Raw genomic sequence first — 22562 nt, 5'->3', positions numbered from 1 at the left:
GTCCTTCCGGGCCCAGCGGCTTTGTCATACTTGGGACTTGACTCCCGGCATCGGGCATATGGCCGATGCTTCCCTCACCCGGGCGAGACCGCCCGCACCCCCGCGACGGAGGACTGAGATGCGCACCGCTGACATTAGGCAGCGCTGGATCGACTACTTCGAGTCGAAGGACCACCACATCGAGCCCAGCGCCTCGTTGGTCTCGCCCGACCCGTCGCTGCTGTTCACCGTCGCAGGCATGGTGCCGTTCATCCCGTACATCATCGGTACGGAGACCTCGCCGCACCCCCGCATCGCCTCTGTCCAGAAGTGCATCCGCACCAAGGACATCGAAGAGGTCGGCAAGACCACCCGTCACGGCACGTTCTTCCAGATGCTGGGCAACTTCTCCTTCGGCGACTACTTCAAGGAAGGCGCGATCGACTTCGCGTGGGACCTGCTGACGGGACCCGAGTCCGAGGGCAAGTACGGCTTTGACCCCGAGCGCTTCTGGGTGACCATCTGGAACGAGGACGACGAGGCGTTCAGCGCGCTCACCAATGTGGGTGTGGACCCCGAGCACATTGTGCGCTTGACGCGCGAGGAGATCTTCTGGGACACGGGCCAGCCCGGTCCCGCGGGTCCGTGTGCCGAGTGGCACTACGACCGTGGCCCTGAGTTCGGTCCTGACGCCGTGGGCGGCATCGTTGACCCCGGAGGCGACCGTTACCTCGAGATCTGGAACCTGGTCTTCGACCAGTACCTGCGCGGCGAGGGCTCGGGCAAGGACTACCCGCTCATTCGCGAACTCGACCAGAAGGCGATCGACACCGGCGCGGGTCTGGAGCGCATTGCGTACCTCAAGCAGGGCGTGGGCAACATGTACGAGATCGACGAGGTGTTCCCCGTCATCGCGCGCACGCAGGAGCTTTCGGGCCGTCAGTACAAGGCCAACGAGGAAGACGACGTCCGCATGCGCGTGGTCGCGGACCACGTGCGCTCGTCGATGATGCTCATTCACGATGGTGTCGTCCCCGGCAACGAGGGCCGCGGCTACGTGCTGCGTCGCCTGATTCGTCGCACCGTCCGCTCGCTGCGCCTCATGGGCGTCGAGGACCCCGCGATCGAGTCGCTGGTGCGCACCTCGTATGAGGCCATGCGGCCCTCGTACGCGGACCTGGACGCGAGCATCGAGAAGATCGTCAACGTGGCCGCCACCGAAGAGGACGCGTTCCGCCGCACTCTGGTGCAGGGCACTACGGTGCTGGACATGGCCGTGGCCAGCGCGAAGAAGGCGGGCCGCACCAGCCTGTCCGGCGCCGATGCCTTCAAGGCTCCACGACACCCTCGGCTTCCCCATTGACCTCACGCTGGAGATGGCGGCCGAGCAGGGCGTGACCGTCGACGAGGCGGGCTTCCGTTCGCTCATGACGGAGCAGAAGGAGCGCGCCCGCGCGGACGCCAAGGCCAAGAAGGGTGGCCACGCCGATGTGGGCGTCTACCAGGCCCTCCAGCCCACCGTCTTCCGTGGTTACGAGCCTTGCCCTGACCACGTCCGTCGCCGCTGTCATCAAGGATGGCGTCGCGGTGCCCGTGGCGACCGCTGGCGACACCGTCGAGGTGATCCTTGCCGAGACCCCGTTCTATGCGGAGTCCGGCGGCCAGGACGCGGACACCGGCGAGATTCGCGGCGCAAACGCGACGCTGCACGTGATCGACGTGCAGAAGCCCGTTGCCGACGTGATCGTCCACACCGTCACCGTCACCGAGGGTGAGGTGGCCGCGGGCGACCAGGTCTCGGCCGAGGTGGACCGCGTGAACCGTCACCAGGCGTCGAAGGCGCACTCGGCGACGCACCTCATTCACGCCGCGCTGCACGAGACGCTCGGCACGGACGCGAACCAGGCCGGCTCGTACAACAAGCCCGGCTACATGCGCCTGGACTTCTCGTGGAGGAACCCGGTCACCGCCATGGCCCGTGAGGAGATCGAGGGCATCGCGAACCGTGCGATCCGCGAGGAACTCCCGGTCAGCACCAACGTCATGAACCTCGATGAGGCGAAGAACCTTGGCGCCATGGCGCTGTTTGGCGAGAAGTACGGCGACCGCGTGCGCGTGGTCGAGATCGGTGGCCCGTTCTCGCGCGAACTGTGCGCCGGTACGCACGTCGCGAACTCGAGCCAGATCGGCCTGCTGACCGTCACGAGCGAAGGCTCCGTGGGCTCCGGCGCACGCCGCATTGAGGCGCTCGTGGGCGCCGATGCGTTCAGCCACCTTGCCGCCGAGCGTTCCATCGTGGCGGAGCCTCACAAGCACGCTGAAGGCGCGTCCCGAGGAGCCGAGCGACCGCATCGGCGGACTGCTCACGCGCCTGTCCGACGCGGAGAAGCAACTCGCCCAGTACCGCCAGCAGGCGATGCAGCAGGTGGCGGGCCAACTGGTGGAGACCGCAACCGAGGTCAACGGGGTGCAGGCTGGTGGCGCACGAGTCGGCGACCGCGGCCGACGGAGACGACCTGCGCACGCTCGTGACGGACGTCCGCACCCGCCTTGGCGACGCGAAGCCCGTGGTGGTCGCGGCATCGGCCGTGGTCGGTGGCCGTCCCCAGGTGGTCATCGCGACCAACGGTCCCGCCCGTGACCTGGGGGTGCGTGCCGGTGACCTGGTCAAGGTGGCGGCCCAGACGCTCGGTGGCGGTGGCGGCGGCAAGCCGGACCTCGCCCAGGGCGGTGGCCAGGACCCGGCCAAGGTGGCCGATGCGCTCGTCGCTGTGCGCGATGCCATCGAGGCCCGTGGCTAGGCGCCTGCGTGGATAGAGGAGTACGCCTCGGCGTCGATGTGGGCTCGGTCCGCATCGGCGTCGCGGCATCCGACCCCGACGGCCTCATGGCGTTCCCCGTCACCACCGTGCAGCGCGGCAAGGGCGACACCGCGACGGCCGATGCGGTCGACGCCCTGGTCGGTATCGTCGCCGAACGTGAGGCAACGGCCGTCTACGTGGGCCTGCCGCGCAAGGCTGTCGGGCGCGCAGGGTGCGTCCGCGGAGGACGCGCGGGCGATCGCGACCGCGGTCGCGGAACGTTGCGAGGCGGTCGTCCGTTTGGTCGACGAGCGATTCTCGACCGCCACCGCATCAGCCTCGATGAGGCAGGCGGGACGCAACGCCAAGCAGCAGCGTCAGGTGATCGACCAGGCCGCCGCAGTGGTGATCCTGGAGAGCGCGTTGGACATTGAACGCCGGGGGAATCTGAGTAAGGTGACTGAGACGATCCCGCGTGAGGGTGGAGATGACTGATTTTTTCGAGGCCGACGACACGACGACGTCGCTGGACCTGAGGCGCTTGCAGCGTCAGAAGCGGCGCGCTGCGCGCCGGAAGTGGACGGCCATCGTGTCGGCCGTAGGACTGGTGTTGGTGGCCGTGGGCGTGTCCCTCGGCTGGAACTTCATCAAGTCCTTCGCCGGCGGTGGCGACGAGTCGTCCGTCGCTGACTACGACGGCGCTGGCCAGGGCGTGGTGCAGGTCATCATCGAGCAGGGCGACGCCGGTGCGGACATGGCGCAGACGCTGTACGAGGCGGGCGTGATCGCGTCGCCGGAGGCGTTCATCCAGGAGTTCAACTCGCGCCCCGATGAGTCGCTGTCGATTACCGCTGGCTACTACTTCATGCAGAAGGAGATGAAGGCGGAGTACGCGATGGACGCGTTGCTCGAGCCCTCCAACCGCGACGAGCCTGAAGATCACGATTCCCGAGGGCAAGGCCGTCGACGCGTACTTCCAGGCCATCGCGAACCTCACCGGTTATACGGCGGACGAGGTGGCGGAGATCGCGGAGGACACCGACGCGCTCGGTCTTCCCGCCGAGGCGGAGGGCAATCTCGAGGGCTGGCTGTTCCCCTCGACCTACACCTTCAACCCCGATGTCGAGCCCGCGGAGATGCTGTCGACGATGGTGAGCACCACCATCAAGATGCTCGACAAGTACGACGTGGCGGAGGAGGACCGTGAGCGGATCCTCACCATCGCGTCGCTCGTCGAGAAGGAGGCGAAGAAGGATGAGGACCGCCCCATGATCGCGGGCGTCATCATGAACCGCCTCGACATCGACATGATGCTGCAGTTCGACTCCACGGTGAAGTACATCGCTCCATCCGAGGGCGTGTGGACGTCCGAGGAGGATCGCCTCATCGACTCGCCGTACAACACGTACATGTACACCGGCCTTCCGCCGACGCCCATCGCGGCGCCGGGCGAGGCCTCCATCGAGGCGGCGGTCAACCCGGCCGACCACGACTACACGTACTTCGTCACGGTGAACCTGGAGACGGGTGAGACGGCCTACGCGACCAACCTTGAGGACCACCTCGCCAACGTGGAGATCCTCAACCAGTGGGTGGCGGAGAACCAGTCGTCCGACGACGAGGAGTAGCGATGCCCGATGCGGTGGCCGGCCCTTCGGGGGCCGGCGCCTCTCGGCGGGCGGGGGTGCTGGGGCACCCCATCACCCACTCGCTGTCGCCTGCGCTGCACGGTGCCGCGTATAAGGCGCTCGGGCTCGCGTGGACGTACGACGCGTATGACGTGACCGAGGAGTCGCTGCCCGACTTCGTGGCGGCGCTGGACGGCACGTGGGGCGGCCTGTCGCTGACGATGCCGCTCAAGGTGGCCGCGATGCCGCTGGTGGAGTTCATCGAGCCCATGGCGAAGCTGGTCGGGGCCATCAACACCGTGCTCGTGCAACCCGTGGGCACGCGCCTCCAACTCGTGGGCGCGAACACCGACGTTCACGGTGTGGTCGCGGCTCTGGCCGAGGGCGGGGTGAGCGCGGCGACCGAGGGAGTCGTGATCGGCGGGGGAGCGACGGCGACGTCCGCGCTCGCAGCGTTGGGACGCCTCGGCGTCACCAGGCCCGTGGTCGTGGTGCGCAACCGCGCCCGCGCCGGTGGGCTGATGCGGGCCGCCACCAAGATGGGCGTGGAGCCGCGCTTCGTGGCCCTCGAGGATGCGCCGCACTACCTGGCCGATGCCGAGGCCGTGGTGTCCACGGTGCCGGCCGAGGCGGGAGCCGCGCTGGTACCGGCGCTGGGGCCTGTGCGACCCCAGGCGGTGCTCCTGGACGCGGTCTACTCGCCCCTGGTGACGCCGCTGGGGGCCGCTTGGCGCGCCGCGGGCGGAACGTTCGTTCCCGGGACGCGCATGCTGTTGCACCAGGCAGGAGAGCAGGTCCGCCTCATGACAGGCATGGCCGCGCCCCTCGACGCCATGGCGAAGGTCCTGCCCGACGCCTGACCGTGTGTCGGAATTGTCACACTCCCTAGGGGGCTCAAGGGCGAGCCGATATACGTTACTCAGGGGTTGGACAGCATGAGGGGACGTTTGTGAAGCAACTGGGCACCATTCTGATGGAGGAGGGCATCCTCACAGAAGACCAGGCGATGGACGCGATCGACGAGCAGCACGGTCGTGGGCAGTCGCTGGGACGCACCCTCGTGGAGATGGGAATGATCTCCGAGGGTCAGTTGGTGCGCGCGCTCGCCAGCCAGGTGGGGATGGAGTTCGTCGAACTCGGTGACTTCCCTGTCGACCGTGCCGCGGTGGCACTGGTGCCGGACACGGTGTGCAGGCGTCACGCCGCACTGCCCATCCAGATCGACGGCGACATCCTGAAGATCGCCATGTCCAACCCTGGCAACGTGGTCGCGGTCGATGACATCCGCACGCTGACCCGCATGCAGATTTTGCCGGTGGTGGCGGCGCACGATGACGTGCTGAACGCCATCGATCGCTACTGCCGTTCGGACGCCGAACTGGACGAGCCTGCAGGGCGCGATCAACGACGAGGCGGAGGCCACCGACCTCGCCGACCTGTCGACCGCCGTGGAAGACGACGCGCCCATCGTGCGCTTCGTCAATCTGCTGATCACGCAGGCCATTCAGGACCGCGCCTCGGATATCCACATCGAACCCGCCGAGCGAGACGTCCGCGTGCGCTACCGCATCGACGGCGTGCTTCACGAGATGCAGAACGCCCCCAAGGCGATTCAGGGCGGCGTGATCTCGCGCATCAAGATCATGGCGGACATCGACATCGCCGAGCGCCGCAAGCCGCAGGACGGCCGTCTGTCCGTCACCCACAACGGCAAGAAGGTGGACCTCCGTGTGGCCACCCTGCCGACGGTGTGGGGCGAGAAGGTCGTCATGCGTATCCTCGACAACTCGACGGCGACGTTGGAACTCGAGGACCTGGGCATTCGCGAGAAGAACTACGCCGCGTACTCGGTCAACTTCCGCAAGCCCTACGGGATGATCCTGGTGACGGGCCCCACGGGTTCGGGCAAGTCCACCACGCTGTACGCGACGCTGAACCAGATTTCCCGCCCCGAGATCAACGTGATCACGGTCGAGGACCCGGTCGAGTACCGCATCCCCGGCATCAACCAGGTGCAGGTGAACCCGAAGGCGGGCCTGACATTTGCCGCCGCGCTGCGGTCGATTCTGCGTGCGGACCCCGACGTGGTGCTGCTGGGTGAGGTCCGTGACGGCGAGACGGCGCAGATCGCGATCGAGGCGGCACTGACGGGTCACCTCGTGCTGTCCACGCTCCACACGAACGATGCCCCGTCGGCGCTCACGCGTCTGATCGAGATGGACATCGAGCCGTTCCTGGTGGGCTCCGCGGTGGACTGCGTGGTGGCCCAGCGACTGGCGCGCCGCTTGTGCTCCCACTGCGCCGTCGAGTACGTGGTGGAAGACGAGGCGGAGATTCCCGCCAATGTGGGCTTTGTGTCCGGATCGCCGCTCCCGACGGTGCTGCGGCCGGCGGGTTGCCAGCGTTGCTCTGGCACGGGTTACCGGGGACGTGTCGCGCTGCACGAGGTGATGTCCGTGAACGAGGAGATCGAACGTCTCGCCGTGGCGCGGGCCTCGGCGGCCGAAATTGCCCGTGCGGCACAGGACAACGGCATGGAGACGCTGCTCATGGATGGGTGGGCCAAGGTGCTGGATGGCACCACCTCGATTGAGGAGCCTGCTTCGTGTCGCGAAATAGGGCGTTGCGGTTAACGTCCCTGCAAAGAACTGCCGATAAGGTGTCCACCGGTGGTGCGAGGGGTGCCGCCGAAAAGGCGAGGGAAACACGATGACGTCATTCATGCCCGAGGGCCTGCCTGAGCGGCCCGAGGACTTCCCGGTGCAGCCTGCGCGTCAGCAGCAGGTTCCGGGTCAGGCAGCCTCGTCGGCTTCCGCCGCGCAGCCGCCGATGGGTCACTTCACTCCTCAGACGCCTGCCGGCGGACAGCCCGCGGCCGCCCCGCAGCAGTTTTCGGCGCCGCAGCCCGCGTCGCCCCCGCAGCCGCTCACGGGCCAGCAGCCCGTGCAGCGTCAGCCGTTCGGTGTCCAGCAGACTGCCGTCCAGCCGAGCGCCGCACAGCAGGCGGCCACGGCGCAGGCGGCGGCCGGTCAGTACGGTGCCGCCCTTGCGCAGCAGACGGCCGTGCAGCCCGTGTCCGGTCAGCAGCCGGTGCAGCGTCAGCCGATGTCTGGCCAGCAGCCCGTCCAGCGTCAGCCGATGATGGGTCAGCAGTCCGCGCCTGCGCAGCCTTCCGCCCCTGCGGGCCAGCAGCGTCCCGCCGGCGCGCAGGCGCAACGTCCCGCGGCGAGCGCACCCGTGGGCGGCTCGCGCCTCGGTATGGGCCAGGAGAAGCAGGAGGGCGACTTCGACCTCCAGTCGGCGCTGCGCGCGATGCTCGCCGCCAAGGCCTCGGACCTCCACATCACGTCCGGCGCCGCTCCGATGATTCGCGTCGACGGTGGACTCAAGGCGGTCGAAGGCTTCGATCGCCTCACCCCTGAGGGCATCCAGAAGGCCATTTTCGGCATCATCACGCAGAAGCAGCGCGAGAGCTTTGACGAGCACCTCGAATTGGACTTCTCCTATTCGCTCATCGGCGAGGCGCGCTTCCGTGTGAACATCTACCGTCAGCGCAACGCCGTCGGTGCCGCCTTCCGTGTGATTCCCTACGAGATCAAGGCGCTCGAGGCCTTGGGCGTTCCCGAGGCCGTCTCCAAGTTTGCCTACCTGCCGCGCGGTCTCGTCCTGGTGACGGGCCCCACGGGTTCGGGAAAATCGACCACCCTCGCGTCGCTTGTGGACCTCGCGAACCGCTCGCGCAGTGGTCACATCATGACGGTCGAGGATCCCATCGAGTTCCTGCACCGCCACAAGCGTTCGCTCGTGAACCAGCGCGAGGTGGGAACCGACACCAAGTCGTTTGCCAACGCGCTCAAGCACGTGCTGCGTCAGGACCCCGACGTCATCCTGATCGGTGAGGCTCCGTGACCTGGAAACCATCCAGGTCGCGCTGACCGCCGCAGAGACCGGTCACCTGGTGTTCGCCACCCTGCACACGCAGGATGCCGCGCAGACCATGGACCGCGTGATCGACGTGTTCCCCTCGGAGCAGCAGGGCCAGGTGCGTACGCAGGCTCGCCGCCGCCATCCAGGGCGTGGTCTGTCAGACGCTTCTGCCGCGGGCCGATGGCCCCGGCCGTGCGGTCGCCGTCGAACTGATGGTTGCGACGCCTGCCATCAGGAACCTGGTGCGCGAGGGCAAGACGCACCAGATTCACACGTCGATGCAAGCGGGTGCCTCGCTGGGAATGCAGTCCATGGACCAGCACCTCGCGGAGCTCGTCAAGGCCGGCACCGTCGGTTTTGACGACGCGGTAGAGATGTGCCACTCCTACGAAGAGTTCAACCGCCTGTGCGGCCGGGCCGGACGCGCGTAGGGGAGTAAACGATGGCGATTCAGACCCAGAAGTACGCGTTCACCGCGCGCGATGCCTCGGGCAAGATTCATAAGAACACCATGGAGGCGCCGTCCTCCTCGGTGGTGGCGTCGCGCCTGCAGGAGCGTGGACTCACGCCGTTGATGGTGGAGGAAGCGGGAGGCAAGGGCCTCAACGCGGACATCACCATCCCCGGTTTCGGCGAGACCATCGGGCTCAAGGACATCGCGATTCTGTCGCGCCAGGCTCGCCGTGATGATCTCCTCCGGCCTGTCGCTCCTGCGCGCGTTGACCATTCTGGCCGACCAGACGGAGAACAAGGCTCTCCAGAAGGTGGTCATGGAGGTCCGTAGCGACGTGGAGACCGGCTCGGCCTTCTCGAAAGCCCTTGGCCGTCACCCTGAGACATTCCCGCCGCTCATGATCAACATGGTGAAGGCCGGCGAGGTCGGCGGTTTCCTCGACGAGGTGCTGGTCTCCATCGCGGCGAACTTCGAGGAAGAAGTGAAGGCGCGGCAAGATCAAGTCCGCCATGACCTACCCCGTGGTGGTGCTGTTCATCGCCATCCTTGGTGTGGCGGCCATGCTGATCTTCATCGTGCCGGTGTTCGCGACCATGTTCGAGGGCCTCGGCGGCGAGCCTTCCGCTTCCCACGCAAATCCTGGTGACCATGTCCGCGATCCTCAAGATCGCGGTGGGTCCGCTCATCGTCGGCATCATCGTGTTCGTGGTGTGGTGGCGCAAGAACAAGCACAAGGAGTCGGTGCGGCGGAGGTACCAGCCGCTACTGCTCAAGGCGCCGGTGTTCGGCGGCCTGATCCAGAAGATCGCTGTGTCGCGCTTCAGCCGCAACTTCGGGTCGATGGTCCGCTCGGGTGTGCCGATCCTCCAGGCGCTGGACATCGTGGGCCAGTCCTCGGGCAATGTGGTGGTCGAGGACGCAGTCAAGGACGTGCAGTCGTCCGTGCGCCGCGGCGACTCGCTCTCGAAGCCGCTGGCCCAGCACACGGTCTTCCCGCCCATGGTGGTGCAGATGATCGCGGTCGGTGAGGACACCGGTGCGCTGGACTCCATGCTGGACAAGATCGCGGACTTCTACGACCAAGAGGTGGAGTCCACCACCGAACAGGCTCACGAGCCTGATCGAGCCTCTCATGATTGCCGTGCTCGGCTCGGTCATCGGAGGCATGGTCATCGCGCTCTACATGCCGATCTTCAAGGTCTTCGACCTGATTGGCTGACATAGGCTTCGGCGCCGCCACAGGCGCCGGGGGATCCCGGGAGACCGGGATCTTGACACATCACATGAGAAATATGAGGGAATCAGAATGATCAAGATGATCCAGAAGCGTATGCAGGAGAAGGCTGAGGGCGCTGAGAAGGGCTTCACGCTCGTCGAGGCTCCTCGTCGTCATCATCATCATCGGCATCCTCGCCGCCATCGCCATCCCGCTGTACCTGAACCAGCAGAACAAGGCGAAGGACTCGGCGGCCAAGGCCGACCTGAACACCGTGCGTACCGCCGTGGTCTCGGCCATGACCGAGAACCCGCAGGCGGACGCCGTGTCCTGGACCGCGGCGACCGGCCCTTCGACCAGCACCATCACCGCTGGCACCGAGACCTCGACCGTTGCGGTTTCGGACGGCAACATCCTCGCCGAGGGTGAGGTTGACATGTCCGCCCCCGACACCGTCGAGATCACCATCACCTCGCCCACCGGCACCGTGTTCACGATGGACGCCAACGGCGCGATCACCGAGAGTAAGTCTCTCCACTCGCGGGCTGCGGGTGGGCCGCACGGTCCTCGGACCTTCGCGCCCACCCGCGGCTCCGCGTCGCTGTATCAGACTCACCACCGCGGAAAGGGGCCCGGTCACGTGGCGAACAGGTTGCGCACCACCGACGACGATGGACTCGGCATCATCGAGGTCATCGTCGCGATGCTGCTGTTCGGCATCCTTGCCGTCGCGATGGTGCCGCCCATCCTGCTGGCGCTCCAGGTGACCGCGAAGACCACCACCATCGCATCGGCCCAGGAGGTCGCGCAGGAGCGGGTTGAACAGGCCCGCGTCGCCGCGGCCTTGTGCGCGGACTTCCGCATCTTTATCGCGGGCGAACCCGCCGACGACTACACGGATACCCGTGGGGCGCGCTACTCGCTGACCGAGTCTTTCCAGGTCCCGGGGCTGACAGTCGCCGAGACCGAGGCTGACACCTCGTGGTGCAAGGACGAGTCAGACCCGGACGCGGCCACCGTGTTGGTGACCTATCGCGTGGAGGTCACGTCTCTCGACACGGACAACCCCGACGTTGCCGACGTGTCCACCATGATCGCCGTGCCCGGACTGGGGTGACTGTGATGATGCGCGCCTTGCATTCAAGGCTCCAGGACCGAGACTCCGAGGGAGGATTCACCCTCGTCGAGCCTCATGGTCTACATGTTTCTCCTGTTGATCCTCGGAGGCATGGTCGCCGTCCTGGTCATCAACGGGCTTCGCTCGCAGGCGGTCGTGACCAGCACCGTGAAGAACACCGGCGAGATGCAGAACGCCGCGTCTGGCATCGCCTACGACGTGCGCTACGCCAAGGACGTCAAGGTGTCGACCGACGGCACGCTGCTGCGCACCAAAACCTGGGTGGGGGACCCCGACGCGGGGGCATACACCTGCCGCGCCTGGATTTACGACGCAGCCAAAGGCGAACTGAGGCGGACCACGGATACTGCGAAGGTCGTGGCGGCCACGGCGTCGAGTTCCTCGTCGTGGACCATCGCGGTGAGTGACGTCGTGGTGCCCACCGGGACAAAGGCATTTGTACGCGACGAATCAGCGGGCACCGTCAAGGTGTTCATCGATGGCGATCCCGATGTCTGGGGTCATGGCACGCGCATCGACACCACGGTGTTGCAGCGGCCGCAGGCAGATGAGGCAGGGGTGACATGTTGGTAGTGCGCATTCTTCGTAACCGCATCGAGGGCCGTAGCGAGGAGGGCCAGGCCCTGGTGCTGGTGCTTGGCATGGTCATCGTGATGGCCGGGGTCCTCATGGTGGTGGCCAGCACTACGGTATTCGGCTCGTACTTCACCACGCAGAGTCGTGCCTCGGTCGAGTCGCAGTCCGCTGCCGACGCCGGGGTGGACGTGGCATACGCGACCATGGATTCCGATCCCGCGGCCTGTGTGGCGCTTGACGGCCATTTTCAGTCGAGCGCGGTGCCCGCCTACGACGCCCAGGTGTTCTACGACCAGGACGGCACCGGATCGTGGACAGAGGGTTGCCCGGACCTCGAGGACAAGGACAACTGGCCCGACTTCGTCAAGGTCGTCTCGACCGGCACCGCGCAGAGCAACGGCGTGGGCGGCTACGAGGCCGGTGACCAGGCTGAAGTCACGGCCCTGTGGACCAAGCCGGAGGACCCGCCCACGTTCAACCACGCCGTGCGCGCGGATACCTTCGTGGGCACCAACGCCATCCAGTCGATCGCCTCCGAGGAGGACGACGCGACCATTTTCACCAAGGGCAACCTCGCGTGTGACGCCGGCACCAAGGTGCCTGGCAGCATCTACGTCAAGGGCGACGTCCACTTCAAGAACAGCAACTGCGGCACCGACGGCGACATGTACGTGGGCGGCAATCTTTACTTCCCCGCGGCCACGAGCGGCACGACCGTCGGCGGCAACCTGACCGTCGCGGGCAACATCGCGTCCGGGAACTACCCCCGTGCCCTGTCGAACTTCACGACCGCCAAGTGGTACACGGCCGTCTATCCGAAGGTGGGCGGCACCACTCGTGCGCGCGGCTACCTCGACGGCTACTGCAGGTACCCGGCTAAGGTCTTCCTTCCCTCGTCGGTGTTCGCGCCGTACGCGGAGAAGGACGAGTGCATGACCTCCTCGAACTACAGCACTCCTCAGCGCACCTTCATGTTGGACATGAGTGTGCCCAAGCCCGATGAGTATGACGTGTTTGAAGAGGACTTTGAGGTCTTCCGGCCAGACGACCCCATCTTCGACAACTACACGAAGAAGGCCTGGAACGATCCCTCGTATCCCACGAACCTGATCGCGGGCACGGAGTGCCGGACCAGCCACATCACGGGCACGATGGAGATCACCGAGAACACGTTGATCGACACCACCGCGGCGTGTTCGACCGGCATCCACATGGGCTACGGCGGCAACCTCACCATCAAGGCTCTACGCGGACCTCGTCATCTTCGGCTCGTCCATCAAGAAGGACCTGGCGCTCAGCATTATCTCCGGTGACGGAGAGAAGCACTCCGTGTACCTCGCCACCCCCACGCCGGATGGCTTCACGGAGTGCCCCACGCCCGACCCGACCAAGACCACGTGGGATACGAGTATCCCCGTGGGAATTCAGTTCGTGTCCGGCAACATGTACATGGACGCCAGTACGGCGTTGTTGTCCTACACGACAAAGACGTTCCTGTATTCGAACGGTGGCAACGGCTACGCGGGACAGATTTACTCGTGCCAGTCCAACTGGCAGCCGTCCTTCGGATTCACGTACCGCAAGGTGGGATCGGAGAACATCGACCCCGCCTTCGCGGACTTCACCATGTCCTACGTCCGTGAAGGTTGAGTCGCGTTCGTGGCCTTTTTGATCGTGTTCGCGGTCCTCGTGGGCTGTGCACTCGGAAGCCTTCGCCAACGTGGTGATCTCGAGGGTGCCTGCCGGCGAGTCCGTGGCGCACCCGCCGAGCGCCTGTCCGCGCTGCGGGCACGCGATCCGGTTCCGGCACAACGTGCCGGTGCTCGGATGGCTGGTCCTGGGGGGACGCTGCTACGACTGCCACGAGCCCATCAGCGTCCGGTATCCGCTGATCGAAGCCCTGACAGGCGCGGTGTTCGGCGCTCTCGCGGCGTGGCTCGGCGTCACCTGGGATCTGGGTCTCGCCCTGATCGTGGCGTTCTTCACGATCGTGCTGAGTGCCATCGATCTCGAAGTGCGACGCCTGCCCGATGCGGTCGTGGTGCCGTTCTCGGCCATGGTCGCCGTGTACCTGGTGGTCTGGACGGGTGTCGATGGGGACTGGAGCCGTCTGCTTCATGCGTTGCTCGGCGCGGCCATCCTTGGCGCCTTCTACTTCGGCGCATGGTTCATCTATCCCCGCGGGATGGGGTTCGGCGATGTGAAGGCTCGCGCCTGTGCTCGGCGCGGTGCTGGCCTGGTACGGGTGGGCGGAACTCATCGTGGGTGGCTTCGCGGCCTTTGTCTGGGGCGCGCTCGTGGGCGTCACGGTGATGGCCATCACCCGCAAGGGGCGCAAGTAGCGATCCCTTTCGGGCCGTGGATGTTCGCAGGGGTCTGGACCGGGCTACTGTGCGGAACCGCGATCTCCGAGAGTTATTTGCGCTTGGCGGGGCTGTGAAGACGAGTTATAGAGAGCGGTCGTGCATGCCGATAGGCGTGAAGACAGCAGTTCAGAGGGGACATTAGGTGGCAACACGACAAGTCGCGATCGACATCGGCGAGACAGCGGTGCGCGTCGCAGAGGTAGAACTCAAGGGCGGTTCCGACCCCCGCGACGGCGCGAGCATTACGGCCTTCGCAGAGCGAGCCGTTCCCGCCGGAGTGATCCGCAACGGCGAGATCGAGGAACCGGGTGCCTTCGCCGAGGTGGTCAAGCAGACGGTGGCTGCTGCCAAGGTCAGCGCCAAGTCGGCGGCCGTCAACATCGGCCATCCGACCGTGGTGCTTCGCGAGGTAGACGTCCCCGCGCAGCCCATGGACCAGATCAGGAAGTCGCTGGCGTTCCACGTCCGCGACTCTCTGCCCATGGCCGTGGACGACGCACTGCTCGACTTCTATCCCACCGCTGAGTTCGCGGGGGAGCAGGGGCAGATGCTACGCGGCATGCTCGTTGCCGCGCCTCGTGAACTCGTGCGAGGCGTGATTTCTTCACTCCAGGGCTCGGGTGTTCACCTCTCGCGGGTGGACCACACCGGCTTCGCCCTGTGGCGCGGCGTCTGCAAGGGCGAGCTCACGCAGTCAACGGTCGCCATCGTCAACGTCGGCGCGGCCATCACCACTGTGGTGGTGTCCCAGCGCGGCGCACCGCGCCTGGTACGTGTGCTCGGCCAGGGTGGCAATGATGTCTCCAAGGCAGTGCGTTCCGCCTACAAGGGCTCGACAGTCGACGCCGAGCAGGTGAAGTACCAGTACGGCATGAACCCCTCTGCGCCCGCGGAACAGCGTCAGACCGTCGACGCCGTGAGCCACGCGATGGGCCCGCTCATCGAGTCGATTCGCAACACGCTGGTGTACTTCGCGAGCCTCCAACCCCGGCGGCGCCGTGGAGCGGCTCGTCCTCACCGGTGGCAGCGCGTACCTCCAGGGGTTCGGCCAGGCACTGTCCAGCGCCACCCGTCTCCCGGTCATGATCGGCGACCCGCTCGCCGGCGTGGGCATCAGCAAGAAGGTGGACCTGACCCCGGCGCGCGGACGCGAAGCCGCGCTCGCCACCGTCGTGGGTCTTGCGATGGGAGCCGCGTGATGAACCCCGTAGACAAGAAGATCGGCGCTCCCGCTCTCCCCGCGGTCAACCTGATTCCACAGGAGATCGCGGAAGCCACCAAGATGCGCGCCGTCAAGATGACTGCGCTGTTCGCCGTGCTCATCGCGGTGGGCGTGATGGTGGGCGCCTACGTTCTCGCGCTCGGCGCCAAGCAGGCTCGCGAAGAACGGGCTCGACGACGCGATCACCGACCAGACCACCGCGATCGAAAACCGTGATGAGCAGAAGTCGGTCTACGAGGACCTTTCGACCTATGAGTCGCAGGCGTGGACCCTCGGCCAGATCGGCTATGGCGACATCGCTGTTCAGGATTTGGTGGCGTCGGTGCTCAGCGCGGCTGAGTCAGGCACTACGTTCCAGAAGGTGGTCTATTACGGACCCACCGCGACCGGTAGCGGGCTGCGGAACACGTCAGAGACTGCGATCCCGGGCATGGGCACCATCGACTTCTCGGGTTGGACGGAGTCGTACGAGACCACGACGGCGCTGGCAGCCGCGGTCGAGGCGCTTCCCGGACTCGAGCAGGTACTCGTCACCTCGGAGACCTACGTCGACGCCTCCGGCGCGGTGGTCTGGGAGTTCAACGGCACCGCCACGGTGACCATGTCCGCCCTCACGGGCCGCTTCATCGACGACGGCTCCACCGTCGAGATCGACCCCGAGGCGCTCGATGCCGAGGAGACGGCCCCGGCCCCGCTGCCGTCACTCTCTCCCAGCCCCGCAGCCACCGAGGAGGACTGACGATGTTGAACTCCAAGTACGCGCCCATCGTGGCGCTGACGGCCCTCGGCATCATCGTGGTGCTGGTGCTCGGATGGTTTCTCGCCGTGAAGCCGCAGGTCGACGAGACCGCGGCGTTCAGCGCGGACGAAGACCTGGTGCGCACCAACATCACGACGATCGAGGCCGATTCCGCGGCGATCTCTGCCATGGGTGACGAGCCTCGCCACGTATGAGCCGCTGCAGCCGCTGATCGACCTCAACGCACCGCAGCGACTCGACCTCGAGACCTTCCGCACTCGCATGTGGGAGGCCTTCGAATCGTCCGGCGTGGAGGTGGGGGAAACCGCGCAGGACTTTGGCGACATGATCGATGGCTGGGAAATTCCGGCCGCGCTATTGCCTTCCACACAACTCGCTCAGCGGTTCCAAACGGGGCCCGCGGCGACGACCAACGTGGTGGCCCCGGCCTTCACACCCGTGGTCAAGACGGTGAAGGGCTCCGTGGTGCTCGCGCAGAACCTCGCACTGCAGCCCTTCGAATTCACCGTGTATGGAACCGCGGACGAGAGCCTACGACTTCCTTCAAACTCTCCAGGACCCCGAGCAGCCATTCCTGCAGATCTACGAGGTCACCATGACCTCGTTGGTCGAAGGATCCACGGTGCCCGCAGGTGTTTCGGAACCCGGCGATGGTGGCGTCCAGACGTACATCAAGGCCGCGCTGTACCTCGCGGACGCGGACCTGACGTCGCTGGACGAGGGTCCGGTGGTGACCGCCGAGTCCATTCCCGACGACGCTTTCACGACACCGACCGAGTCCTCGCCCGCCCAGTCCGGAGCGAACTAGTCCTTCGCCCAAGGCCGGGTCCCGACACGCGTCGGGACCCGGCCTTTCGTCTGCCACAATGTGACCCATGCTCAGATGGCTCACCGCAGGCGAATCCCACGGTCCCGCCCTCGTCGGCACCCTTGACGGCCTCCCCGCAGGCGTCCAGGTGACCTCCTCCGAGATCCAGGCGGCGCTCGCTCGCCGCCGGCTCGGCTGGTCGGGCGCGCGCATGAACTTTGAGCAGGACCAGGTCACAGTCCTCGGTGGCGTGCGCCATGGCGTCAGCCAGGGCGGCCCCGTGGCCATCCAGGTGGGCAACACGGAGTGGCCCAAGTGGGAAACCGTGATGAGCGCGGACCCCGTGGACGCTGCCGAGTCTCACCGGCGCACGCGCGGCGGCGCTCACCCGCCCGCGCCCCGGTCACGCCGACCTGGTCGGCATGACCAAGTACGGCTTTGACGACGCTCGCCCGGTCCTTGAGAGGGCATCGGCCCGCGAGACCGCCGCACGCGTGGCGCTCGGCGCCGTCGCCGAGGCCTTCCTCGAGCAGGCCGCAGGCGTGCGCCTGGTGTCGCACACCACTCAGGTGGGTCCGGTGCGCATCCCCGACGACGCGCCGCTGCCCCCGGCCGATGCGACCGAGGATCTCGACGCCGACCCGATCCGTTGCTTCCACGCCGAGACGTCCGCGGACATGATCGCCGAGATCGACGAATGCCAGAAGGACGGCGACACCCTCGGTGGCGTCGTCGAGGTCGTTGCCTACGGCCTGCCCGTGGGACTTGGCAGCCACGTTCACGGTGACCGTCGCCTCGACGCACGCCTCGCGGGCGCGCTGATGGGGATCCAGGCCATCAAGGGCGTCGAGGTGGGCGACGGCTTCCGCACCGCAGGCCGCCGTGGCTCGCAGGCGCACGACGAGATCGAGTACCAGGACGGTGCCGTGACGCGCCGGACCAACCGTGCAGGCGGGCTTGAGGGCGGCATGACCAACGGCGAGCCGTTGCGTGTGTCCGCGGCCATGAAGCCCATCAGCACCGTGCCTCGCGCCCTCGACACCATCGACACCGCGACGGGAGAGGCCGCGAAGGCCATCCACCAGCGTTCCGACGTGTGCGCCGTGGCCCCTGCGGCCGTGGTGGCGCAGGCCATGGTGGCGCTGACGCTCGCCGACGCGCTCCTCGAGAAGTTCGGCGGCGACTCTGTTGCCGAGGTCAAGCGCAACATTGCGTCCTACGAGGCGGCCATCCCGGACCACCTGCGTTGATGGCGGTGCCTCGCTACATCCTGATGGGACCGCCCGGCTCGGGCAAGTCCTCCGTAGGACGCGCCCTGGCGGCCTCGACGGGCCTTGACTGGCGCGACACGGACGAGGACGTCTCGGCAGGTGCGGGCAAGTCGATCGCGGACATCTTCCTCGCCGATGGCGAGGACGCTTTCCGTGATCTGGAGGAGGCCGCCGTGGCCGATGCCGTGGCTACCCACGCCGGCGTGCTGTCGCTCGGCGGGGGAGCGATCCTGCGCCCCGCGACCCAGGCGCTGCTGGAGCAGGCAGCGGGAGCCGGAGCGGCCATCGTCTTCCTGGACGTGTCTCTGAAGGCTGCCTCGCCGCGAGTGGGGCTCAACAAGTCGCGTCCGCTGCTGTTGGGCAACCCGCGTCAGCAATGGCTGACGCTCATGGAGGCGCGCCGTCCCGTGTACGAGCGACTGGCGACCCAGACCGTCGTGACCGATGACCTCACCCCCACTCAGGTGGCCGCGGTGATCGAGCAGGGAGCGCAGGCATGAGCCGCACCATCACCGTCGACACCACGCAGCCCTACGACGTGACGATCGGCACCGGGCTGATCGAGCCGGCCGTGGCGTCCATCCCCGAGGCCGCCGTGCGCGTCCTCGTGGTGCACGCGGCGCCGCTGGCCGCCATGGCCGAGATTCTGCGGGCGCGCATCGAGGCCTCGGGCCGCACCGCAATCCTGGCGGAGGTCCCGGACGCTGAGAGCGGCAAGTCCGCCGAAGTCGCCTCATTCCTGTGGCAGGTCCTCGGCAAGTCCGATTTCACGCGCACCGACGTGATCATCGGCCTCGGTGGTGGCGCCGTGACCGATCTCGCAGGCTTCGTCGCCTCCACCTGGCTGCGTGGCGTCGGCGTCATCCAGATGCCTACCACCGTGCTCGCCATGGTCGACGCGGCCATCGGCGGCAAGACAGGCATCAACACCGCCGAGGGCAAGAACCTCGTCGGCACGTTCCACGAGCCCCTTGCCGTCTGGTGCGACCTCGACACCCTCGCCAACCTGCCCGTCCACGATCGCGTGGCAGGACTGGCCGAGGTGGTCAAGGGCGGCTTCATCGCCGACACCGTGATCTTGGACCTTGTGGAGCAGCATGCGGCCGCGCTCAGCGCGCCGGAGCTCGACCCGGCCACGCTCGACGTTCTCGAGGAACTCATCGCCCGCAAGGTGCAGGTCAAGGCCACGGTGGTGGCGGCCGACCTCAAGGAGTCGTTCCAGCGCGAGATCCTCAACTACGGTCACACGTTCGGTCACGCCATCGAGTACACCGAGCGATACCAGTGGCGTCACGGCTCCGCCGTCGCCGTCGGCATGGTCTTCGCCGCGGAGTTGGCGCATCTCGCGGGGCGCCTCGACGAGGCTTCGGTGGAGCGCCACCGCAGCATTCTCGAGTCACTGGGACTTCCCACCACGTACCCGGGGGACCGCTGGGACGCGTTGTCCACGGCGATGCGCCGGGACAAGAAGACGCGAGGCGACCTGCTGCGATTCGTGGTGCTCCAGGGCATCGGCAACCCGGTGCGCCTCGAGGGCCCCGACCCTGCCTTGCTCCTCGGAGCGTACGATGCGGTCTCGTCGGCTCCGGTCTCCGGCGGCACCATCTCGCTAGGCTGACCCGCATGACCACCGTGCTCGTCGCCAACGGCCCCAACCTCGGCCGTCTCGGCTCCCGCGAACCCGAGAAATACGGGACCACCACCTTCGACGAAATCGCCGCCCTGTGCATGCAGTGGGGGAGCGAGCACGGTCTCGAGGCCGTGGTGCGCCAGACCGATGACGAGGCCGAGCTGGTGCACTGGATGCATCGGGCCGTCGACGACGGGTGGCACGTGGTGCTGAACCCGGCCGCCTTCACCCACTACGAGTACGCGCTGCGCGACGCCTGCGCGCTGGTCACCGGCGCGGGACTGACGCTGATGGAGATCCACCTCACCAACCCGCACGCCCGCGAGGAGTTCCGCCACACGTCGGTCATCAGCGGCGTCGCGACGGGTGTGATCGCCGGCCTCGGCGTCGACTCGTACCGCCTTGCCCTCGACGCGATCGGTTCACGCGCCTAGAACCGCATGCGGCGGGTAGACTTTCCGACGGCTCTTTTTCAGAACTTCCGAAGGACTACACCGTGGCGACCTCGAACGACATCAAGAACGGCTCCGTGCTCAACCTCGACGGGAACCTCTGGTCCGTCATCGAGTTCCAGCACGTGAAGCCCGGCAAGGGCGGCGCCTTCGTCCGCACCAAGGCTCAAGAACGTCCTCTCGGGCAAGGTCGTCGACAAGACCTTCAACGCAGGCACCAAGGTCGACTTCGAGACCGTGGACCGCCGCACCATGCAGTACCTCTACAACGACGGCGCGTCCTACGTGTTCATGGACCCCGACACGTTCGACCAGGTCAACGTGTCGCCCGAGGTCATGGGCAGTGCGACCGACTTCCTGCTGGAGAACGAGAACGCGACCATCGGCTCGCACAACGGCAACCCCATCTTCCTCGAGCCTGCCCGCCTCCGTGGTGCTCGAAGTGACCTACACCGAGCCCGGCCTGCAGGGCGACCGCTCGTCCGGTGGCACCAAGCCCGCCACCCTCGAGACCGGCAAGGAGATCCAGGTGCCGCTGTTCCTCGAGGCCGGCACCAAGGTCAAGGTCAACACCGAGTCGGGCGACTACCTCGGCCGTGTGAACGACTAGTGGGAGCCCGCACCAAGGCACGCAAGCGCGCGCTCGACGTCCTCTTCGAAGCCGAGCAGCGCGGCGTGAACGTGGGCGACGTCCTCGACGAGCGCCTCGCGCACCCCGGTCACCAGCACCCCCTGCCCGCGTACTCGCAGGAGATTGTGCGCGGCATCGTGTCTCGCTGGCGTGAGCCTCAACGCGATCATCGAGGATGCCTCCACGTCGTGGACGCTGGAGCGGATGCCCGCCGTCGACCGCAACCTTCTGCGCATCGGCGCCTGGGAGATTCTCTGCAACGACGAGGTCGCGACCGCCGTGGCCATCGACGAGGCGGTCGACCTCGCCGCAGACCTCTCCACCGACGACTCCGCGAACTTCGTCAACGGAGTGCTCGGCCGCATCGCACGCGACGCGCCAGCGCTACCCAGCGAGGACTAGAACCGGGCACCTTCCGGGGCACAAAGGGGACGAAGCACCGCTTCGTCCCCTTTGTGCTGTCGCCACCCTCACACGCCGTCGCGGAATCGTTGGTTCCGGGGCTCGTGCTCCGCTAATGTGTGGCCAGCACGTCCGACGAAGCGACGTGGTGACGCACTTTTGAGGAAGAGGCGCACGCATGAGCCTTCTCAGGTCGGTCGCGGCAATTTCGGTAGCCACCTTGATCGGAACAACGTTGGTCGCGCTGCCCGCGCAGGCGGCAGGGCCGGATGCTCCGCTCGGTGGCGAGGCCAGCGCCAACGCCGATGGCACGGTGCATTTCTCGTGGAACGCGGCACCTGGCGCGAGCGGTTACCGCTTGCAGTGGTCCGAGAACCCCGAGTTCGCGACCGGCACCGTCAAGACGGTGGACACGTACGCACTCGACTACATCACCACCTCACTGCCGGTGGTCGGCGACGAGACTGATCTCTACTGGCGTGTGGCGTCGACCACGGGATCGGGTAGCGCTCTCACCGTGAGCGAGCCCACCGAAGCCTCGCTGCTGGTGGTGGGGCACGATGTGACGCCGCAGCCCATCGGGCCCGGTGCTGAAGATGTTCGGGGGATCGTGGAGTACCCAGACGCGACGGTCTTCTCGTGGGAGCCCGTGCCCGGTGCTATCCGCTATCGGCTCGAGTACACGTCGGGGACCCTCGGTAGCGGAGTGTCTGGCACGACCGTGAAGGTCAATGGCACCCAGTACGCACCTGCAGTGCCGCTCGCGCGCGTGGACAACGCGGGAGGCGTGTTGACGTGGAAGTGGCGTGTGCGCGCAGAAATGTACAACGGCACGTCCACCACGAGCCCTGAGGTGACCGGAGCGTGGTCGCCGGAGCGGGAGTTCCAGATCACGTGGGCGGAGGCTCCCTCGAACCTCGTGCCCGTGAACGAGACGACGACCATTCACTCTGAGTTGCTGTTCAGGCGGGACCCGGTGCCTGGCGCCGCGAAGTACCGTCTCGAGTTCGGTTCGGATCCCTCGGGTAACGGCATCCTCAACCCCGTCACGCGGGTGGTCAACGGAACGGTCTATGTGCCGACGTCGGAGACGGCCAACCACACGCGCTATTGGCGAGTGGTGCCGCTCGACCACGCAGGAAACCCCGGCACGCCGTCACCCGTGCACCAGTACCGCAAGAAGTGGGGCACTCAGACTGAGCCGTCGGCGGCTGTCGATCCCGGTAACGTCGCACCAGTGCCGACGGCAGGAGGTCCGACCCTGGACACCGCCGAGGACATGTCGCTCGGCGACTTCGAGC

Annotated in this window: 22 protein-coding genes and 7 pseudogenes; 28 read left to right on the top strand and 1 reads right to left on the bottom strand. The window is 66.8% G+C overall.

Annotated elements, in window-relative coordinates; translation table 11 throughout:
• Positions 1-118: 118 nt before the first annotated feature.
• The 12 genes and pseudogenes from alaS to QQK48_RS18490 all read left to right on the top strand — a co-directional run bounded on the left by alaS (position 119) and on the right by QQK48_RS18490 (position 10013).
• Positions 119-2780, top strand: a pseudogene (gene alaS / locus QQK48_RS00130) (alanine--tRNA ligase).
• Between the two features lie 8 nt (positions 2781-2788).
• Positions 2789-2950, top strand: a pseudogene (gene ruvX / locus QQK48_RS18510) (Holliday junction resolvase RuvX); the annotation flags it as partial.
• Positions 2922-3275 carry a Holliday junction resolvase RuvX gene (gene ruvX, locus QQK48_RS00125; protein WP_348523729.1) on the top strand — a complete coding sequence of 118 codons (354 nt, stop codon included), beginning with the start codon at positions 2922-2924 and terminating at the stop codon, positions 3273-3275. The pseudogene ruvX (QQK48_RS18510) and the gene ruvX (QQK48_RS00125), both read left to right, overlap by 29 nt.
• Positions 3276-3712: 437 nt before the next feature.
• The gene (mltG, locus tag QQK48_RS00120; RefSeq protein ID WP_348523728.1) at positions 3713-4408 is read left to right on the top strand and encodes an endolytic transglycosylase MltG; all 696 of its coding nucleotides are present in this window, start codon (positions 3713-3715) and stop codon (positions 4406-4408) included.
• Between the two features lie 2 nt (positions 4409-4410).
• On the top strand, positions 4411-5268 hold the full coding sequence (locus tag QQK48_RS00115; RefSeq protein ID WP_284327072.1) for a shikimate dehydrogenase: 858 nt from the start codon (positions 4411-4413) through the stop codon (positions 5266-5268).
• Between the two features lie 89 nt (positions 5269-5357).
• A pseudogene (locus QQK48_RS00105) lies at positions 5358-7041 on the top strand (GspE/PulE family protein).
• A gap of 76 nt (positions 7042-7117) precedes the next feature.
• Positions 7118-8317: a type IV pilus twitching motility protein PilT gene (locus tag QQK48_RS00100; protein WP_284327070.1), complete on the top strand. Its 1200-nt coding sequence runs from the start codon at positions 7118-7120 to the stop codon at positions 8315-8317.
• A pseudogene (locus tag QQK48_RS18505) lies at positions 8304-8369 on the top strand (hypothetical protein); the annotation flags it as partial. The gene QQK48_RS00100 and the pseudogene QQK48_RS18505, both read left to right, overlap by 14 nt.
• A 115-nt stretch (positions 8370-8484) precedes the next feature.
• Positions 8485-8766: a hypothetical protein gene (locus tag QQK48_RS00095; RefSeq protein WP_284327069.1), complete on the top strand. Its 282-nt coding sequence runs from the start codon at positions 8485-8487 to the stop codon at positions 8764-8766.
• An 11-nt stretch (positions 8767-8777) separates the two neighbouring features.
• Positions 8778-9119, top strand: coding sequence for a hypothetical protein (locus QQK48_RS18500; protein WP_348523340.1), 342 nt, complete (start codon positions 8778-8780; stop codon positions 9117-9119).
• Positions 9055-9435, top strand: coding sequence for a type II secretion system F family protein (locus QQK48_RS18495; protein ID WP_348523339.1), 381 nt, complete (start codon positions 9055-9057; stop codon positions 9433-9435). The genes QQK48_RS18500 and QQK48_RS18495 overlap by 65 nt, the downstream gene beginning before the upstream one ends.
• Positions 9436-9437: 2 nt before the next feature.
• Positions 9438-10013 (top strand): type II secretion system F family protein, encoded by a 576-nt coding sequence (locus QQK48_RS18490; RefSeq protein ID WP_348523727.1) that lies wholly within the window; start codon positions 9438-9440, stop codon positions 10011-10013.
• 55 nt (positions 10014-10068) lie between these two features.
• On the opposite strand, the gene QQK48_RS00085 is transcribed toward QQK48_RS18490, so the two are convergent.
• Positions 10069-10305 carry a hypothetical protein gene (locus tag QQK48_RS00085; protein ID WP_284327068.1) on the bottom strand — a complete coding sequence of 79 codons (237 nt, stop codon included), beginning with the start codon at positions 10303-10305 and terminating at the stop codon, positions 10069-10071.
• Here QQK48_RS00085 and QQK48_RS00080 point away from each other — a divergent pair.
• From QQK48_RS00080 to QQK48_RS00005, 16 genes and pseudogenes are all read left to right on the top strand, one after another.
• Positions 10304-11122, top strand: a complete 819-nt coding sequence (locus QQK48_RS00080) for a type IV pilus modification PilV family protein (protein ID WP_284327067.1) — start codon at positions 10304-10306, stop codon at positions 11120-11122. The genes QQK48_RS00085 and QQK48_RS00080 overlap by 2 nt on opposite strands.
• 84 nt (positions 11123-11206) lie before the next feature.
• Positions 11207-11716 (top strand): hypothetical protein, encoded by a 510-nt coding sequence (locus QQK48_RS00075; RefSeq protein ID WP_284327066.1) that lies wholly within the window; start codon positions 11207-11209, stop codon positions 11714-11716.
• Positions 11716-13032: a TadE/TadG family type IV pilus assembly protein gene (locus QQK48_RS00070; RefSeq protein WP_284327065.1), complete on the top strand. Its 1317-nt coding sequence runs from the start codon at positions 11716-11718 to the stop codon at positions 13030-13032. The genes QQK48_RS00075 and QQK48_RS00070 overlap by 1 nt, the downstream gene beginning before the upstream one ends.
• Positions 13033-13048: 16 nt before the next feature.
• Positions 13049-13369, top strand: a complete 321-nt coding sequence (locus QQK48_RS00065) for a hypothetical protein (protein WP_284327064.1) — start codon at positions 13049-13051, stop codon at positions 13367-13369.
• A gap of 70 nt (positions 13370-13439) precedes the next feature.
• Complete coding sequence (locus QQK48_RS00060; protein WP_284327063.1) at positions 13440-14159, top strand: prepilin peptidase; 720 nt, start codon at positions 13440-13442, stop codon at positions 14157-14159.
• Positions 14160-14227: 68 nt separating this feature from the next.
• Positions 14228-15523: a pilus assembly protein PilM gene (gene pilM / locus QQK48_RS00055; protein ID WP_284327062.1), complete on the top strand. Its 1296-nt coding sequence runs from the start codon at positions 14228-14230 to the stop codon at positions 15521-15523.
• A gap of 97 nt (positions 15524-15620) precedes the next feature.
• Positions 15621-16046 (top strand): hypothetical protein, encoded by a 426-nt coding sequence (locus tag QQK48_RS00050; RefSeq protein WP_284327061.1) that lies wholly within the window; start codon positions 15621-15623, stop codon positions 16044-16046.
• Between the two features lie 2 nt (positions 16047-16048).
• Positions 16049-16261, top strand: a complete 213-nt coding sequence (locus tag QQK48_RS00045; RefSeq protein WP_284327060.1) for a hypothetical protein — start codon at positions 16049-16051, stop codon at positions 16259-16261.
• Positions 16262-16662: 401 nt separating this feature from the next.
• Positions 16663-16875, top strand: coding sequence for a hypothetical protein (locus QQK48_RS00040; protein ID WP_284327059.1), 213 nt, complete (start codon positions 16663-16665; stop codon positions 16873-16875).
• A 67-nt stretch (positions 16876-16942) separates the two neighbouring features.
• A pseudogene (gene aroC / locus QQK48_RS00035) lies at positions 16943-18125 on the top strand (chorismate synthase).
• Positions 18125-18646, top strand: coding sequence for a shikimate kinase (locus QQK48_RS00030; protein WP_284329258.1), 522 nt, complete (start codon positions 18125-18127; stop codon positions 18644-18646). Before aroC ends, QQK48_RS00030 begins: the two are co-directional and overlap by 1 nt.
• On the top strand, positions 18643-19764 hold the full coding sequence (gene aroB, locus QQK48_RS00025) for a 3-dehydroquinate synthase (protein WP_284327058.1): 1122 nt from the start codon (positions 18643-18645) through the stop codon (positions 19762-19764). The genes QQK48_RS00030 and aroB overlap by 4 nt, the downstream gene beginning before the upstream one ends.
• A 5-nt stretch (positions 19765-19769) precedes the next feature.
• Positions 19770-20210, top strand: a complete 441-nt coding sequence (locus tag QQK48_RS00020) for a type II 3-dehydroquinate dehydratase (protein ID WP_284327057.1) — start codon at positions 19770-19772, stop codon at positions 20208-20210.
• A 62-nt stretch (positions 20211-20272) separates the two neighbouring features.
• Positions 20273-20838, top strand: a pseudogene (gene efp / locus QQK48_RS00015) (elongation factor P).
• Positions 20838-21261, top strand: a pseudogene (nusB, locus tag QQK48_RS20820) (transcription antitermination factor NusB). The pseudogenes efp and nusB overlap by 1 nt, the downstream one beginning before the upstream one ends.
• Before the next feature lie 178 nt (positions 21262-21439).
• A partial coding sequence (locus QQK48_RS00005) for a hypothetical protein (protein WP_284327056.1) occupies positions 21440-22562 on the top strand: 1123 nt, incomplete at its 3' end.

The sequence above is a fragment of the Demequina litorisediminis genome (assembly GCF_030161615.1).
Taxonomy (GTDB): Bacteria; Actinomycetota; Actinomycetes; order Actinomycetales; family Demequinaceae; genus Demequina; species Demequina litorisediminis.
Note: the sequence above shows the minus strand (reverse complement) of the source record. Positions and strands in the feature narration are given on the sequence as shown.